Consider the following 16,229-nt stretch of genomic DNA (forward strand, 5'->3'; position numbering starts at 1 on the left):
TCACCTCAAACATTTGAATATCTGGCATTTCTAATTATGGTGTAACATTTTATTAATTCCCTGATTCCCTTGTCCAATGAGTGTGCAGGCTTAAATCCGGTACTTTCTATTTTCTCATTGGATACGATATAGTCTCTTTTATCTGGATCTTCTCCGATGGGAGCCTCCATATATATAAACCCAGGTATTTGCTTTTTAATTTCCGCACATAACTCCAACTTCGAAAGATTCGCATCGCTCAGACCCACATTATACGGCTCATTTTTCATGCGATCAAAGTTTTTAATACCGTGCAAGAATGCACTGGCAACGTCTCTGATGTGGATATAATTACGCTTAAAGTGGCCCTCAAAAACAACTACCACACGATCGGTTACCGCGCGGTAAACGAAATCGTTTACCAGCAAGTCCACCCTCATCCTTGGTGAAGTCCCAAAAACAGTGGCCAGGCGGAAAGAAATAGCATTGCCAGCTTCAAGAATGGCTTTTTCCGACTCAACCTTAGTGACGCCGTACAGTGAAATCGGCTTGAGGGGAGTTTCTTCCGTGCAGAACTTGTCTTTCTCACCAATGCCGTAGCCGCTATTGGTACATGGATATAAAATGGCCTGGCCTCTTGAACGCAGGGATAGTAATAATTTTATTGCGTCATAATTAGTAGTCTGAGTGGCAATAGGATCAATTTTACACAAGGGTGCTCCTACTAAAGCTGCCAGTGGGATTATAATATCCGCATTCTTCATAACCTCTTTCATTGTAGCTTTATCGCGACAATCGCCACGTACCACGGAAAAGTGTTCATTTGCGCAACATTCCAGCAGACTATTTTGTTTGAACATAAAATTATCTAGAACCTTAACTTCATATCCTTCAGCTAAAAGTACAGGTACGATTACAGAGCCTAGATATCCGGCTCCCCCTGTGACAAGAATCTTTGTCGTCATAAATGTTATATCTCCTTTTCTTGGTTGTATTTTTTCAAATTAAATATTCGATATGATTTGGCAACCGGGCGCGTTAATCCGGAACGAAAGCTCGTAATAGCCTTTAAGCCTTTCTCTGACGGCTTCCTTCTTTTCAGGAGGGACAAATAAAAGGACAAAACCTCCGGCTCCCGCCCCTAAAAGCTTGCCGCCGATGGCGCCGGCCTCTCTACCAGTTTCGTAGATAAAATCTATATCGCTGTTTGATATGGAATCCTCCAGCCTTTTCTTCTCAAGCCAGGAAAGGTGAAGCAGCCGGCCGAATTCCTCAATTGGCTCGTTGCCCGTCAATATGTTATAACCTTTATCCACCAGGGAGAGCATTTTTTTGAGCCGTTCCTTATTGTCATCCATTCTATCAATTTGCTTTTTTACAATATTGTCTGCCCGCCTTTTTACGCCCGTAAAAAATATCATCAGATGCTCCTGAAACTCATTTATCCTTGCGGGAGACAGTGGCAGCCGGTTGACCACAATGTCTCTCTCGCTGCGAAATTCGATAAGATTGAACCCTCCCACCGCGGCAAAGGTCTGATCCTGGCAGCCGATATTTTCTTTTAAGACATTCCGCTCCATGGCAATCGCATCGTAAGCCAGGTCTATACCATGGATAAACCGACCTCGGTAAGCATAAAGAGCTTGCAACAACGCCACCACAAACGTGGACGAGGAGCCCAGACCTGTAAACGCGGGCAGATTGGCAAAATAATTTATTTCTACATCTTCAGTAATTTCACATCGTCTCAGGCATTCGCGAAAAGGCGCATGTGCAATTTCGTCGATGGATTTTACCTGTTCAACTTTGCTGTAAGAAACCCTTATCGGATATTCAAACAACTGACCAATACGTTTACTAACTGCTATATAAGCAAACTTGTCAATGGCCGTACCGATAACAGCCCCACCGTGTTTGAGAAAAAACTCCGGGTAATCGGTTGCACCGCCCAAAAAACTGACCCTAACAGGTGCTCTTGCAATTATCAAAATTCGACATCCTTTCCAAAATTCCTACCAATAAAATCATCAGCTAGTTTAATACTTTCTTTTGTTCCAATATCTAGAAAAGGAGCGTTGCACTGGTGGACCTTTATAATGATTCCTCTTTCAAGCAAATAAGGGAATACCTCATTTTCGAAACTTAAAGGTAAATTTGGTGGAAATTCATCTATAATTCTTTTCTTTATCATGTAGATGCCAGCATTGATTATTCCTTGGCCAGATGTTTTTTCGGTAAACTTTAATAAGCGCATATCACTATCAACTACCATTGATCCATACCGTGTAGCATCATCAACATGTACTCCTATAATAACAACATCTGTATCCTCTCTATTCAAAGTTTCCAGAGCTGGCTGCAAGTCGGCTAAAACAATAGAATCCCCATTGGTTATAATAAATTTCTCATATTCGGATACTGTTTTTGATGCAAATAGGAACGCACCTGCAGTGCCAAGTGCAGTGTCCTCAATAACATAGGATAGTTCCATATCACTTTTATCCCTGACTGTTAGATAAACCTCAGCCACATTGGCGTTATGCCCAAGGGATATGACAGCTTTTCTCAGCCCCTGCTGTTTAAAGTAAAACAAAACCCATTCGATGAAAGGTTTTCCGTTTACCGGAATAAAGGGTTTTGGGACGTTCGGGTAAAGATCCCTGATCCTCGTTCCTTTGCCACCGGCTAAAACAACAACCACAGTATCTTGCATATCTAACTTTTTTTCAAACAATTGCTTCTCCCCTATTCAAACCAGTCACAGCTTCTTGTATGAACTTAATAACTGTTTCTTGAGAGTTCGGTACTATGCAATATTTTTTCAGCTTATTAATATTTACATCATACCTTACAAAGGGGCTGCCCGGCTTAACCGGCACATCTCTCCCTAAAAGAGTAATCACGTCGGAAAGCTTAACCAACCCATTTCCGCATACATTAATTATCTCGTTTTTAATGCCGATATCAACCAGATAAAAAATAATTTTCGCCGCCTCGTCCGTATGTAAGTACTGCAATTGACTGCCTGGGTCAAGCCACAATGGCCCGCCGGTTAATATGTCATGGATCGGGTTCTTTTTTAAATTAGGCCCGACAAAACCGCCAAACCTGATAATCATCCAATCCTTGGCGCAATGTCTGACACATTCCTCCGCCAGGTATTTATGAAAACCGTATATACTCTGTTTTGATATATCTATAGCTGTATCTTCATCGGTTAAATCTGGGTTTGAACAATCAGGATATACATCGCATGAGGAAAACAACAGATACTTATTAAAATTAAAATCCTTCAAAGATTCACGTACGCTTAAAACAGATAATTTAAAATCCAATACCGGATCTTCTTTGCCTAAGTATTTTTTTGAATTGCCATTCGAATTAATTAAAATGTCACATGAGCTACCGATATAATTATTATAATTTTGCCTTGAAATGACTCGATATTCGAACATGGATTTCTGGCAAAAGCGGACAACTGCAGATCCGATAAAACCTTCTCCACCTATAATATAAATCATTATTTAACCACCTTAAGCCGACTGGTTTATAAATTCTTTATAGGCTCTTACTACTTCATCAGTTGGGCCGTATTGCATAATCTCTCCTTTTTCTAGCCATACCGCTTCTTGACAAATATTGCTCACCTCGGAAATATCATGGGAAACAAATAAAATACTTACCCCTTCTTTTTGAAGTTTAGCAATTTTATTCTTGCATTTTTCTTTAAAATTTGCGTCACCCACTGCTAACACTTCATCTACAATTAACATATCAGGCTTAACCGCTATTGCCACAGAAAAACCTAGCCTGGCCTGCATACCAGACGAATAATACTTCACTGGAATATCTATAAATTCCTTTATTTCCGCAAAATCAATTATTTCATCGAATCTTTGATTTATCTCTTTTTTTGACATTCCCATGATCATACCGCTTAAAAATACATTATCGCGCCCGGGAAAATCAGGATTAAATCCGGCACCTAATTCGATTAATGCTGATTTTGTCCCGTTTATATTAATAAAACCGGTAGTTGGTAACATTGTTCCGTTAATTATTTTTAGCAGGGTGCTTTTTCCTGACCCGTTCTTACCTATAATACCAAGGCTTTTCCCTTGTTCGAGAGTAATATTTACGTCTTTCAACGCCCAAAATTGCCTATCCTTTTTAAATTTCTTTGCTTGAATTATGGAAGTGATAAGATTTGAAAATCTATCCCCCCTACATTCATGAAGTATAAATTTCTTACTAACATTTACAACATCAAGAAGCAAACTATAATACCTCCGCGATCAAAGGTTCAATTTTCTTGAATACAATGTAGCCAAAAATAAAAACCCCAAGGGAGATTATCATTGCAGATAAAATATCACTTCCACTGGGCGCTTGGCCGGTTAAGAGTAAATTACGCTCCATGTCGACAATCTGTCCTATAGCGTTATACTTAAAATATATCCTAAATTCTTCAGGCACCTGAGATATGCTATAAAATATTGGCGACAAATACATCCAAAGCATTAATAATAAGCCTGTCACTTGGCTAACGTCACGATATAATACATTTAAAGCTGAAACGAGGTAGGAAAAACCCAATGTGAAAATAATATGTATTATTAATATAAGAAGTAGCATCCATGCGTTAATATTAATATTCACTTTATATATATATAGTAATAAAGCAACTGGAACCATTGAAAAGCACAGATCTACCAATCTCGCTAAGACAGTAGCTGTAGGTATGATTATCCTGGGGAAATACTGTTTTGATAGTAGACTAGCTTGTCCAGTTAAACTAGTTGATGCAGATCCAACAGAATTGGAAAACAAATTCCAAAAAGTCAACGCTGTAAAAAGAAAAACGATATAGGGAATACCTTCAATTCCTGATGCCCTGAAAACATTTTCAAAAACAAACCCCATTATTAGGGCCATTACCAATGGATTTATTATTGCCCAATACAATCCTAATATAGTTAATTGGTAACGTGCCTTTACATCTCGCATCGCCAGGGCAAATAAGAGATCCTTGGAACGAATTATGTTATTATATATACTTCTTTTTGATTTAATCATTTTATCCATTTAAATATAAAGTAATATTTATTTTTCTAATAACTTTAACGCATCTTCAAGATCAGGATGATCTGGATTTAGGTCTTTGGCTTTATTTAGGTCTCTCTGAGCCATATCCATATATCCTAGTTCACATAATAAAATACCACGATTATAACGCACCCAAAACTCATCAAAACCATATTCAAGAGCTAAACTATAGCATTCGAGTACTTTATTATATTCTTTTTTTAAGTTTTGCAAGCAAAATGCTTTCAAGTAATTCCATTCTGGCTCATCATTTTTAAATTCCAGCAAACTATCAAGTATATAAAGGCATTCTTCATATTTTAATTCATTAATAAGTTTCCGGATAGCATTATTATATGCCAATATTGTTTTATTGAGTTTATCAACTTTTTTTCAATTTCAATTAAATTTTTTGTTTGCTTAAGTGCAATTTTTTTTATATATTGAGTACTTGAAAAAGTATTGCTTTTTATGTCTTTTCGCCCATTAACAATTTCCAGCGCCAGCTTAGCATTTTCTAAAGCACTTTTCTTTAAATTATCTGTAGTATGTAATAAATAATTGCTTACCTCTTTACGCTTATTATATAGATTTTGCAATAAATAATACACATTGTCTGCATTTATATTTTTTATATCTATTAAAAAATCTTTCATCCCCGCCATATCCATAATATTTTTAACTTTTTGATCATAGACAAGGCCAATGACAGGAACATAATTCTTTATTGAAAAAATACATGAATGCAATCGCATACCTAGCACCAGATCACAATTTGCAATTATAGAGGAAATCTCAGATGGAGTATAATCACCTTCTAGTGAAAAAACCATATTAGAATCAATATACGTTTTCATTCGCGCAATAATAGTTTTATCATTACTTAAATCACCAAGAGCTGTATTAGTATCAAATGGGATAAATAGGATTATACCTTTAAAACTATTAGAAAATCTTTTAAGAGCTTTAGAAATCTCATGTTCAGTTCTTAATGGATCACCATAAAAATCCCAATTGCGTAAAACAACTCCAAGAACAGAATAACCATAGGGAATGTCTTCCTGAAAGAATATTTTTTTAACTCGTTCACTACTTACATTCTGCAACCTAAATGCTGGGTCTGCAGTAACTCTGACCTTATCTACACAACAACCAATATTTCTAAGAACGGATACAGAGACAGGATCCCTAACGGTACATATATCAGCCAACTCAATTGCCATGCGTGCATGAGCTATGGCCTCACTAGAATTAAAATTACTAGCACCAATTGCATATATCATACATGGCTTATCTAATAAAGCTGCAAGAAGAGGCAAACTAAAAATAAAAACACTAAACAAGGAATTATTATACGACAGCATTTGATTACCGTCATATTCTAAATACGAATTAAATAGCCCCCCTCCTCCGATAATTAATAAATCACAATTCTCAATAACCTGAATTACCTTATCAAGTTCCCTCCATGATACTGATCTTACTTTATAGCTACTTTCTGTATGTTCCGGCTTGTCTGATAATACAACAAAATCAATATTAGGATCAAAAAATCTCATATCGTTAAGCATGGAATTTAATACTGCTTCGTCGCCAATATTATTAAAACCGTAATAACCAGCTATTACCACTTTTTTCCCCATCATAAATCACCTGGCTATTTAATAGAAATACTATAGGACTTAAAGTCTAATACCATCACTTTTTGTTTCGTAATTTTTTACAAACCATCTAATAGTCTTATCAATTCCACTTTTTAGCTCGGTAAGACAACTCATACCCAAACTACTTAACTTCTTAACATCAAATATTTTTACCATTTGACCATCGGGTTTCGTCGCGTCCCAAACTATTTGTCCTTCAAACCCTATTAATCCTTTAATCATCTCTGCTAATTCATGAATAGAAATTTCCGTACCTGTTGAAATGTTCACTGGATTGCTTGAATCGTATTCTTCAATAAACCTGGGTATAAGTGCAGCAACGTCACCAGCGTAAACAAAATCCCGTTTCGGCGAGCCTGTACCCCACATTACTACTTGCTCCAAGTTATCTCTTTTTGCTTCATAGTATTTGCGGATCATGGCTGGTACAACATGCGATTCGTTATTTCGAAAATTATCATATTCTCCATACATATTACCCGGAATAAGTACCACGGAATTTAAACCGTACTGCTTGCGGTAAGACTGACTAGCCACTATGCCTAACTTTTTTGCAACAGAATAACCAGCACTCTCAAGCTGTGGGAAACCATTCCACATTTGCCCCTCGTCAATCGGTGAGGTTGCGTTTGCAGGGTAACTACACCCACCCATTGTGTAGATGAGTTTCTTAACTTTATGTTTTGCGGCTTCGTCAAAAACCAATGCGGTTAACAACGTGTTCCGGTAGTAAAAATCAGCAGGGTAATCCCTGTTTACACCAATCCCACCGGAATACGCAGCTAGATGAACTACTACATCCGGTTGCAATTCATCAAACATCTTACGAACCTGTACTGGATCCATAAGGTCATAATCTTTACTGCTAAGCCCTGTTACTCGCTCTTTACCATAACGTTCATGCAATATCGGGATCAGATGTCTGCCTAAAAACCCTGATGAACCTGTAACAACAATATGTTTAAATTTAACCATATTTCCCTCCAGGTATTACAATTAATTCTTTACTATCAGATTCCTTAATCCCTCATAACTTTGTGCCAACTGCGGCGCGGATTGCTTAGCCTGCTGCAAAAGGTCATTTGCCTCCTGCGCCTTGCCCTGTTTATCTTTCAATAGGCTGAGCCAAAGCGCCGCATCTCCTTTGGTTCTCTCATCCTGCAATCCTGCCTGTAAGTTTGCTTCGGCTTCTGTCCACATTCCTAGAATATATTGAGCAATGCCTACATTTAGTTTAACTCCTGGAGTTGGTGATAACAGTGGCGCGTCTTTCCAAAGCATTTTCTCCTGGTCATTCAAGCTGTCCATTTGACTTTGGATCCTGGCCGGCACTTGAACTGCTTTTTCAAAGTACTGTTTTGCCTTTTCCGGGTTTCCGCCGGCAAATACATTATATCCAACGACAAAATAAGTTCTTGCCAGCAACTCATACCACTGTATCTGAAAAGGAGCCAGGGAAAGGGCTTTTTCAGCGGCATTAACAGCTTCTTCATTATTCTTGTTTCCGTTTAAGTAAAGTCCGGCCAGGTCCGCGTAGCATTGTGCGTTGTACTTGCTCACCTTTACCGCTTCCTTCGCCTCAACCATACCTTCGTCAAGCTTCCCCTGTTGTGCGTAAACGCGGGCGAGGTTACTGTGATATTCGGCATTCAGGGAACTATATGAACTCGCTTTTTGTAATAAAGATACACCTTTATTAATGTCTTCTTGATTAATATTTTGCTTCTGAAAGTAATGTCCTGCCTGCAATGCGTAATTGCCTGCGACCGCTAATGTGCCCGTGTAGAAAATTAACATTATTGATATTATTGACACACCAACCAGAACGGCATTATTAGGCGCTACATACGTCCTGCTCTTTTTCTCTTCCGTCCTGGCGCCTGTATAAATCCCAATGCCTCTGGCAAAGCCGAACATCGTCCATAAGACCATGGCGAGAGCGGAAAGGGAGAGGTCAAAGTCTATAACCGCGTGTAATCCAATGGAAACAGCAGCTATGGTAATTGTCCAGATTAACAAACGACCGGCGGTATTTTCTCTCGCGCCATGGTAAAGCCGGTGGGCGACAAACAGAAAACTTGCCCAGATCCCGAGAATGGCCAAAAGGCCGAGGATGCCGGCTTCCACCATGATCTGAAAGTAATGCCCGTGCACCTGATTGGAATTGTACAGGTAACTCTGGTAGGCGCGGTAGGCTTCCTGCCAGCCGCCGCCGCCCCAGCCGATAATGGGCCGCTCCTTGAACATTTTCATGGCGTCCTGGAAGAAATACATGCGCTCGGTGGCATTGCGAAGACGGATTTCCCCGGCCAGAGTTTTAACGGCGTCGCTGTGGCCGCTGACGTAAACGCCGGCTCCGGTGCAACCGGCTACAATGACAAGCGCCGCTACGGCCAGAACGACATTCCTGTGAGCGGCAATCCACTGTAATAAGCCTTTTCTCTCGGCAAAGCTGTATAGTGCCTGCCCTGCCAACGCCAAAGCCAGCCCTACAAACATCCACAGCCAGGCCAGCCCCATTTTGCCGCCGGCCACGGCGGCCAGGAACCCCCAGATGGCCAGGAAAGCGGGTATACCGGCAAAAATAAAATGGATAAATACAGGTATCCTGGTGCCCTTGGGCAAACCGATTAGAAAAAGGATAAATACGGCTGAAAAAACCAGCAGGCCGCCGTTGGACTTGGTGCCCAGAAGCACGGCAAATAACACTAAGTTACCCGCGGCATAAAGATATTGATAAAAACTGCCCAAATTCAACCAGGCGGGGGCGCCTTTTATTGATGATGGCGCACCGGCCCTGCGCCAGAGGTAAAAACCGATAAACGTCACCGCCGCCAGGTAGCTGGCCAGGGCGTTGGGATACTGGAAAGAGGAATAAACCCGCCCGTTCAGGAAGCCGTCCTTAATGTTGACGATCCCGGTGGCGGTGGCCAGGCCGGCCAACGCCACGCCGACGGCGCTGATATATATGACGTGCAGGATGGTTACAATATCTTGCTCATCCCTGACCAGCCGCGAGGCCAGCCAGTAAACCAGGAAATACAGGGTGGTCTTGACCGCTTCGTCCACCGCCAGGCCGTAGTTGGCGGCCTGAAAGGCTGATACAAGATAAACTGCGGGAAAAGCCAGGACGCAGTAATCCAGCGGGTGGGAAAGAAAGCTGTAATCACGCTTCGACCACTTCCACAGCCAGGCTAACCAGAAAATGACGGCGGCAAAAATCAAGGCCCGCTCTTGTTCGGGCTGGAAGAAGAGTCCCCTGAAATAAGGAGGCAGGAACAGTAAGATCGCCAACCCCCAGAAGGCTATGGCGTGGATAATTTCCCACTGGTCACTTTCCGGTGTTTTCTTCACCGCCGCGGCTTTCTTTTTTCCCTTTGCGCTAACTTTAGACACTTATTACAATTCTCCTAATACAGTATTCATGATACTGTTGTAATTGCATGAGAGCAGAATTCTACACAACCTTACTAAATTCCTTCCAATCCGACCATTTTTTTAATCGGGTATGCTTTTCATCCCAAATAGCGAAACCAGTCTCTCGTAATTTCCGCGATAGAATCTTCTGTCCATAAGGGAGCCTCCCGCCAGTAATCAATATTTTCCAGAAGCGTTGCAACTCCCTGTTCAAAAGTCACTGCCGGTCTCCAGTTCAAATATTTGATGATCTTGGAGATGTCCGCCAGGGAACAGTCCGGCTCCCCCGGACGCTTTGGAATATAAACTTTGTCCCCTCCCAAAAGCTCCACCAGCCGGTTTATGCTGTATGTTTTTCCACTGCCCACGTTAAAGATTTCTCCGGAACAACCGGATTCAGCCGCCGCGTAATAGGCCCTGGCCACATCCGTGACATAAGTGAAATCTCTGGTTTGGGTCCCGTCTCCGACGACTGTAAACGGCTTATTGTGAAGCTTTTGAGCCAGAAAAACGCCAAAAACAGCGCCGTAAGAGCCGGCGGACGCGGAGCGCGGTCCGTACACGTTAAACAACCTCAGTGATACCACGGGCAAATGATAAATTTTCCCCCAGTGCAGCACATACTGTTCTCCAATGTGTTTGGTCAGCGCATACGGATGTTCCAAACGGATCTCCGCCGTTTCAGGCGTCGGAAGCAAAGAGGGGAGCCCGTAGCAGGAAGACGAAGCGGTGTAGATAAACTTTTTCACATGATGTGTTCTGGCCGCCTCTAAAACGCGCACCGTCCCGTCCACATTTGCCCTGTGGTACTCCAGGGGATTTTGAATTGACGGGACGACATCGGCCAACGCGGCCAAATGAAAAACGTAGTCCACTCCTTCAAAATATCGCGCTATGTCACCGGAAGCGACGTCGGCTCGCACAAAGCGCACGTTATTTTTGTTTCCCCGGATCAGGTCCAGGTTTTGCGCCCTTCCTGTCGATAAATTGTCAATAACAATCACTTCATGATCTTTACTGATCAGATATTCCACCAAATGGCTGCCGATAAATCCCGCGCCTCCGGTGACAAGAGATTTCAAAACGGTTTCACACCCTTTAAAGAAAAATGCCCGCTTCATAGACGGGCTTGCTCATAAAGCTAATCTTATGTTAACAAATTAATTAGAAAAATGTCAATATGAGAGACTGTTGTTAAATTTTTATGATCACGTCGCCGCTGGTCAGCGCTTCGACGGTGTCGTACATATTGGTGATGGTCCCCACCCGGAGCTTGTCTTTCAGGCCGTAATAGTCCAGGCAGGTGCCGCAGGACCTTATTTCCACCCCCAGTTCAGCGAGCTTGGCCAACGACTGCAGCACGGGGGAACCTTCCGTCGTCAAATGGACGCCTTCGTTCAGGAACATGAGCAGCCGGGGCTTGTTGGTGGCGGAAGGCAGGGTATTGATGAATCCTTCAATCAGAATTTTGCCCAGTTCGTCATTAATGCCGATCTTGTTGCAGGTAATAAAAAAAGCAACCCTGGAATTCGATTCCTTTTTTGTCGGCTCTAGAAGTTCTTCACAGGCTGCGCAGCCTTCTTTTTGGCGGATGGTCAACTTCCAGCCGCCGGCGTCCGGGGTCTCGACCATGGAACAGTTGCAGCCGTCACAAAACTTCCTGATATTTTCTTTTGGGATCTCGTCGTCCACCAGCACCGCGAACTCTTTTTCACCGGCGTCAACCGCCTTTTTGGTCAGCAGCACCGGTTCCGGGCAGGCCAAGCCTCTCGCGTCGATTATTTTCATTTTAGTTTACCATCTCCTTACGGGAAATTTCAGCCAGGGCTGTTAATCCTTTTGCAACCTCGGCGGCGTTATTGAAGCAGCCAAAAGCGAACCGGACGGTTCCCCGCGGGTGGGTTCCAATTGTGTTATGCGCCGCGGGCGCGCAGTGCAAGCCGGACCTGCAGGCGATGTCAAAACGCTTGTCCAGCAGGTACGCTACCGTTGACGGCGCGCAACGGGAAATGTTGAAGCTGACAACCGACACTCTTTTGTCCATGTCGCCAGGCCCGTACAGTTCCACACCTTCAATTTTCCCCGCTTCTTTGATAAACATCCCGGTTAACTTCATTTCCTCTCGCCTGATATTTGACACGCCTTTTTCTAAAACATACTGCACGCCGGCGCCCAGGCCGGCGAGGCCGATAATGTTCAGGGTGCCGGACTCAAACTGGTCCGGTAAAAAATCGGGCTGGATTTCTCTTTCGGAATTACTGCCGGTGCCGCCCCTGACAATGGGTGAAAGCTCGATCCCTTCCCGCACGTACAACCCGCCTGTGCCTTGCGGGCCCAGGAGGGACTTGTGGCCGGTAAAGGCCAGCATGTCGATGTCGCCGGACGCCGCGTCAACCGGATAGGCGCCCGCTGTTTGAGCCGCGTCCACCAGTATGCGGCTCCCATACCTGTGAGCTATTTCAGAAATAGTAGCAACGGGGGCTATGGAGCCGGTCACGTTGGAGGCGTGGTTTACCACGACCAGTTTGATTTTTTCTTTTTTGAGAATATCCGCGAAGGCTGCCGGGTCCACCAGACCTTCCCTGTTTGCCCGGACGGTAAATATTTTTATTTGCCCGCGCTGCTCCAGGTAACGGAGCGGGCGCATCACGCTGTTATGCTCCATGGAGGTGGTGACAACCTGGTCCCCCTTTTCCAAAAAACCGTTTATGGCTATGTTGAGGCCTTCGGTGACGTTTTTAGTGAAGATGATCCGGGCGCTGTCTTTGATCTGAAAAAGCCGCGCCAGCAGTTCGCGGGTATTGAAGACCAGCTCGCTGGCCTTTATCGCCAGCCTGTGGCCGCTCCTGCCGGTGCTCCCGCCGATGTTGAAAAAATAGTCCGCCATGGCCTCAATCACCGCTTCGGGCTTGGGAAAACTGGTGGCGGCGTTATCAAAGTAAATCATCCCGGTACCGCACCCCCGTTGATTGAAATAATTCAAGCGCCCTGCCTAGCAATGGTTCTTCTACTCGCAGCGACATCCCGCACTCGGAAGAAATTTCTTTGGGAGTGGGAATCAATTCATGCGGAATACAAGCTTTCTCGAGTTCACTTTTCGCTTTGATCACATCATGGGTTGACTTAAATACAATCACTACCGCTTGCGGCAAGGCATTTTCCTTCTTCCTGTCATCTCACTAACCCTTACTATCTTACCATACAACTGCTTTATGATTTAAATAGATTTATTTTATGCTGATTTAGCAATCGATAAAATAAATTTATAAGTAATTTATCGTATAAACTATAAATCCGCCTCCTTTTAAATTAGGAAGCGGATTTATACCGAAGTTTACTCGTCTCGAATTATTCTGACTCCTGACTCCTGAATACTTGTTAGTTAACTAATTACCCGGCGAGCGCCTAAATACCTTTCACGATAATAAGGGGTGGACAATGAAGTTATACAAACCTCGCCGGCGCCGGAACTGCCGTGAATGAACTGGTTGTCGCCGATATAAATGCCCACATGCGACGGGCCGCTCTCATAGGTGCTGAAGAAAACCAAATCCCCCGCTCTCGGCTGGCTAACCCGATAACCTTCATCAAACTGCTCGTCGGCCGCGTGAGGCAGGTCAATGCCGAAATGGCCAAAGACATAACTGGTAAATCCCGAGCAGTCGAAGCCCCTTGGCGAACCACCCGCCCAAACATAGGGCGTGCCCAAAAATTGTTCCGCATAAGATACTATGGTCTGTCCTTTTCTATCACCTGCCGCCCCGCGGCTTGGAGTAAAAGTCGCAGGATTGAACCGCTCCAAAGCCTGTATTGTTTCTGGTCCAACAATACCGTCAACCGTCAACCCGCAATCCGCTTGAAATCTTATAACCGCGTTTAATGTGGCAGGGCCGAAATCTCCATCCAGCGCGCTGTCGTAATAGCCATACGATTGCAATTTCGTTTGAACCTTCAAGACATCGTTCCCGGACGCGCCTTCTTTCAAAGCCTGTCCCGCGTACACCGCTGTGGCTGTGAGAAATGTAACAAGCAAAAAAATACTTAAGGATATCGACAGCTTTCTCTTAGACACTGCATCACCTCGTTGATAAATATTTCCCGTTATAGTTCAGGTGGAACATTTCACGCAACTTTTACCAAAAAAATTCGACACAAATTTCAAAAATCCTTTTTAAATTTCAAGAAAATTTTATCTATATCAAGAATCTAATTCGCTGTGTTCATGTCCGGCTCCAACTCTGTTTCGTTATCGCAACCCGGCTTAAATGCCACAAAAAAAGTAGTTCCCGTTGGGCCGGTTTTTACATTGATAGCTGCGTTGTGCCTGGCCACGATGCTGTAACACACGGACAGCCCCAGGCCTGTCCCGTTTTCTTTGGTAGTAAAGAAAGGATCACCGATTTTATCAAGCACATCGGGTTCGATGCCCGGGCCTTGATCCTGCACCGATAAAACCACCTCATCACCGTCCATAAATGTCCCGACGGTCAAGTTCCCGCCGGGTGACATCGCTTCCAGCCCATTTCTAACAAGGTTTAAAATAAGCTGGCGCATTTCCCTTTCATCCAGGAATAAATCTGAAATATCTCCAAGCTCAAATTTTATATTTTTATCGAAGTTTATCGCATCAGCCAGGATTAAAGGTGATAAAGCTTCCACTATTGAATTAAGATTCTGCATTTTGAAATTCACCACCCTGTTTCTGGCCAGGGAAAGGTACTCCGTTATTATCGAATTCGCTCTATCCAGTTCTTCGACCATCAGATTAAAGTATCCCCTATGTTTAATATACTCATCTTTTCTTTGAAGCATTTGTAAGAAACCGCGCACCGTGGTCATCGGGTTTCTTATTTCGTGGCCGATACCGGCGGCCATTTCTCCAACCAGGTGCATCCGCTCCAGCCGCTCCATTTCCTTTTCAACTTTTTTACGTTCGGTGATGTCTTCCGCGATTTTAATAAAATTAGTGATTGCGCCATCGGGGTTTCTAAAAGGCGAAATGGTGGCAAATTCCCAGTAATCATCACCGTTTTTCTTCTTGTTGCAGAATTCACCCTGCCATACACCGCCCGATTGAATTACCTCCCAAAATTTTTCGAATTCATCAGAAGCAAGCCCGCCGGGTTTCAACTCTTTTCCGATGGCGTTATCATATGGATAACCAGTTATTTCAGTAAATCTCGGATTGACATACTCGATTTTGCCTTCTGTATCTAAAATCATAATGATATTTGGACTTTGCTCGACGACACTGGACAATTTCTGATTTTGCCGCTCCGTCTGTTTCCTATGTTCAATCTCTTCATTGAGAGATAATATGTTCTCTTTTAACTGCTCCTGGTACTGCACATTATTATCTATTAGCACGCCGACAAACCAGCCGACTATGTACATAATACTGATCATGATTAAACTTGATTCAAAAGCCTGAAAGAAATACATACCTTTGGCAATCATTTCATAAACAACTATGAAAAAGGAACAAACAGTGGACATCACTATGCCAGCCGTTTTGCCCATAACTGAGGCGGCGAATAAGACCGGGAGGATAAACACTACTTTTAAGTAAAAAATATTTTCTTTCTCGATAAACAAAGTAGTTATCGCTATTAGCAGCGGAAAACTTATATATATAATATTAAATAATGATAAATATTTCCCATCCTTTTGCACTAAATGTTTTTCCAACTTGTATAACAGGATAATTAACCATATTAAATTCAATGACATGTAAAAGCAAATACTGCCCGTATTATAAGGGTTGATATTATTACCATAAAGCAATACGCCCAACAATGCGACAATGATACAAAAAATATGCATGATTGACAAATGATTAATTGATTCTTTTTGACTTTCTTTCATTACTCCTGCCATTTCAATATATCACCTCCTGATGTTACGCGTTAAAATGTATAAGGAGGCGGGGAAAACCACCTCCTTACCTTTTGGCTACCTTCTTAGCGACTCAGGCACCTCTGGTTGGTAAGACCCTATACCACAAGCAGACGCTGATGTTATACTCGCGAGCAGCAGCAACACTGTGACCGCAAATGCAAATAATTTGTGTTTCATAACATTTCA

The 16,229-nt window shown here is 42.9% G+C and carries 17 protein-coding genes; all 17 read right to left on the minus strand.

Annotated elements, in window-relative coordinates:
- Positions 1-5: 5 nt before the first annotated feature.
- Positions 6-944 carry an NAD-dependent epimerase/dehydratase family protein gene (locus tag L7E55_RS05945; RefSeq protein ID WP_277443157.1) on the minus strand — a complete coding sequence of 313 codons (939 nt, stop codon included), beginning with the start codon at positions 942-944 and terminating at the stop codon, positions 6-8.
- Between the two features lie 39 nt (positions 945-983).
- Complete coding sequence (locus L7E55_RS05950) at positions 984-1,967, minus strand: GHMP family kinase ATP-binding protein (protein ID WP_277443158.1); 984 nt, start codon at positions 1,965-1,967, stop codon at positions 984-986.
- A complete protein-coding gene (locus L7E55_RS05955; protein ID WP_277443159.1) occupies positions 1,964-2,713 on the minus strand; it encodes a sugar phosphate nucleotidyltransferase in 750 nt (249 codons plus the stop codon). The genes L7E55_RS05950 and L7E55_RS05955 overlap by 4 nt, the downstream gene beginning before the upstream one ends.
- Positions 2,706-3,500 carry an NAD-dependent epimerase/dehydratase family protein gene (locus L7E55_RS05960; RefSeq protein WP_277443160.1) on the minus strand — a complete coding sequence of 265 codons (795 nt, stop codon included), beginning with the start codon at positions 3,498-3,500 and terminating at the stop codon, positions 2,706-2,708. Before L7E55_RS05960 ends, L7E55_RS05955 begins: the two co-directional genes overlap by 8 nt.
- 12 nt (positions 3,501-3,512) lie before the next feature.
- Positions 3,513-4,256: an ABC transporter ATP-binding protein gene (locus L7E55_RS05965; protein WP_277443161.1), complete on the minus strand. Its 744-nt coding sequence runs from the start codon at positions 4,254-4,256 to the stop codon at positions 3,513-3,515.
- Between the two features lies 1 nt (position 4,257).
- A complete protein-coding gene (locus L7E55_RS05970; RefSeq protein WP_277443162.1) occupies positions 4,258-5,055 on the minus strand; it encodes an ABC transporter permease in 798 nt (265 codons plus the stop codon).
- 27 nt (positions 5,056-5,082) lie between these two features.
- Positions 5,083-5,352: a tetratricopeptide repeat protein gene (locus tag L7E55_RS05975; protein WP_277443163.1), complete on the minus strand. Its 270-nt coding sequence runs from the start codon at positions 5,350-5,352 to the stop codon at positions 5,083-5,085.
- Positions 5,353-5,384: 32 nt separating this feature from the next.
- Positions 5,385-6,710, minus strand: a complete 1,326-nt coding sequence (locus tag L7E55_RS05980; protein WP_277443164.1) for a polysaccharide pyruvyl transferase family protein — start codon at positions 6,708-6,710, stop codon at positions 5,385-5,387.
- 36 nt (positions 6,711-6,746) lie between these two features.
- A complete protein-coding gene (locus L7E55_RS05985; protein WP_277443165.1) occupies positions 6,747-7,703 on the minus strand; it encodes a GDP-L-fucose synthase family protein in 957 nt (318 codons plus the stop codon).
- Positions 7,704-7,724: 21 nt separating this feature from the next.
- A complete protein-coding gene (locus L7E55_RS05990) occupies positions 7,725-10,124 on the minus strand; it encodes an O-antigen ligase family protein (protein WP_277443166.1) in 2,400 nt (799 codons plus the stop codon).
- 119 nt (positions 10,125-10,243) lie between these two features.
- Positions 10,244-11,227: an SDR family oxidoreductase gene (locus L7E55_RS05995; protein WP_277443167.1), complete on the minus strand. Its 984-nt coding sequence runs from the start codon at positions 11,225-11,227 to the stop codon at positions 10,244-10,246.
- 112 nt (positions 11,228-11,339) lie between these two features.
- The gene (gene yedF, locus L7E55_RS06000) at positions 11,340-11,933 is read right to left on the minus strand and encodes a sulfurtransferase-like selenium metabolism protein YedF (protein WP_277443168.1); all 594 of its coding nucleotides are present in this window, start codon (positions 11,931-11,933) and stop codon (positions 11,340-11,342) included.
- 1 nt (position 11,934) lies between these two features.
- Complete coding sequence (locus tag L7E55_RS06005; protein WP_277443169.1) at positions 11,935-13,092, minus strand: aminotransferase class V-fold PLP-dependent enzyme; 1,158 nt, start codon at positions 13,090-13,092, stop codon at positions 11,935-11,937.
- On the minus strand, positions 13,079-13,297 hold the full coding sequence (locus tag L7E55_RS06010; protein ID WP_277443170.1) for a putative Se/S carrier protein: 219 nt from the start codon (positions 13,295-13,297) through the stop codon (positions 13,079-13,081). The genes L7E55_RS06005 and L7E55_RS06010 overlap by 14 nt, the downstream gene beginning before the upstream one ends.
- Before the next feature lie 230 nt (positions 13,298-13,527).
- The gene (locus tag L7E55_RS06015) at positions 13,528-14,217 is read right to left on the minus strand and encodes a C40 family peptidase (RefSeq protein ID WP_277443172.1); all 690 of its coding nucleotides are present in this window, start codon (positions 14,215-14,217) and stop codon (positions 13,528-13,530) included.
- 134 nt (positions 14,218-14,351) lie between these two features.
- Positions 14,352-16,022, minus strand: a complete 1,671-nt coding sequence (locus L7E55_RS06020) for an ATP-binding protein (protein ID WP_277443173.1) — start codon at positions 16,020-16,022, stop codon at positions 14,352-14,354.
- Between the two features lie 75 nt (positions 16,023-16,097).
- Complete coding sequence (locus tag L7E55_RS06025; RefSeq protein WP_277443174.1) at positions 16,098-16,220, minus strand: cyclic lactone autoinducer peptide; 123 nt, start codon at positions 16,218-16,220, stop codon at positions 16,098-16,100.
- Positions 16,221-16,229 lie beyond the last annotated feature (9 nt).

Source organism: Pelotomaculum isophthalicicum JI, from assembly GCF_029478095.1.
GTDB lineage: Bacteria > Bacillota > Desulfotomaculia > Desulfotomaculales > Pelotomaculaceae > Pelotomaculum_D > Pelotomaculum_D isophthalicicum.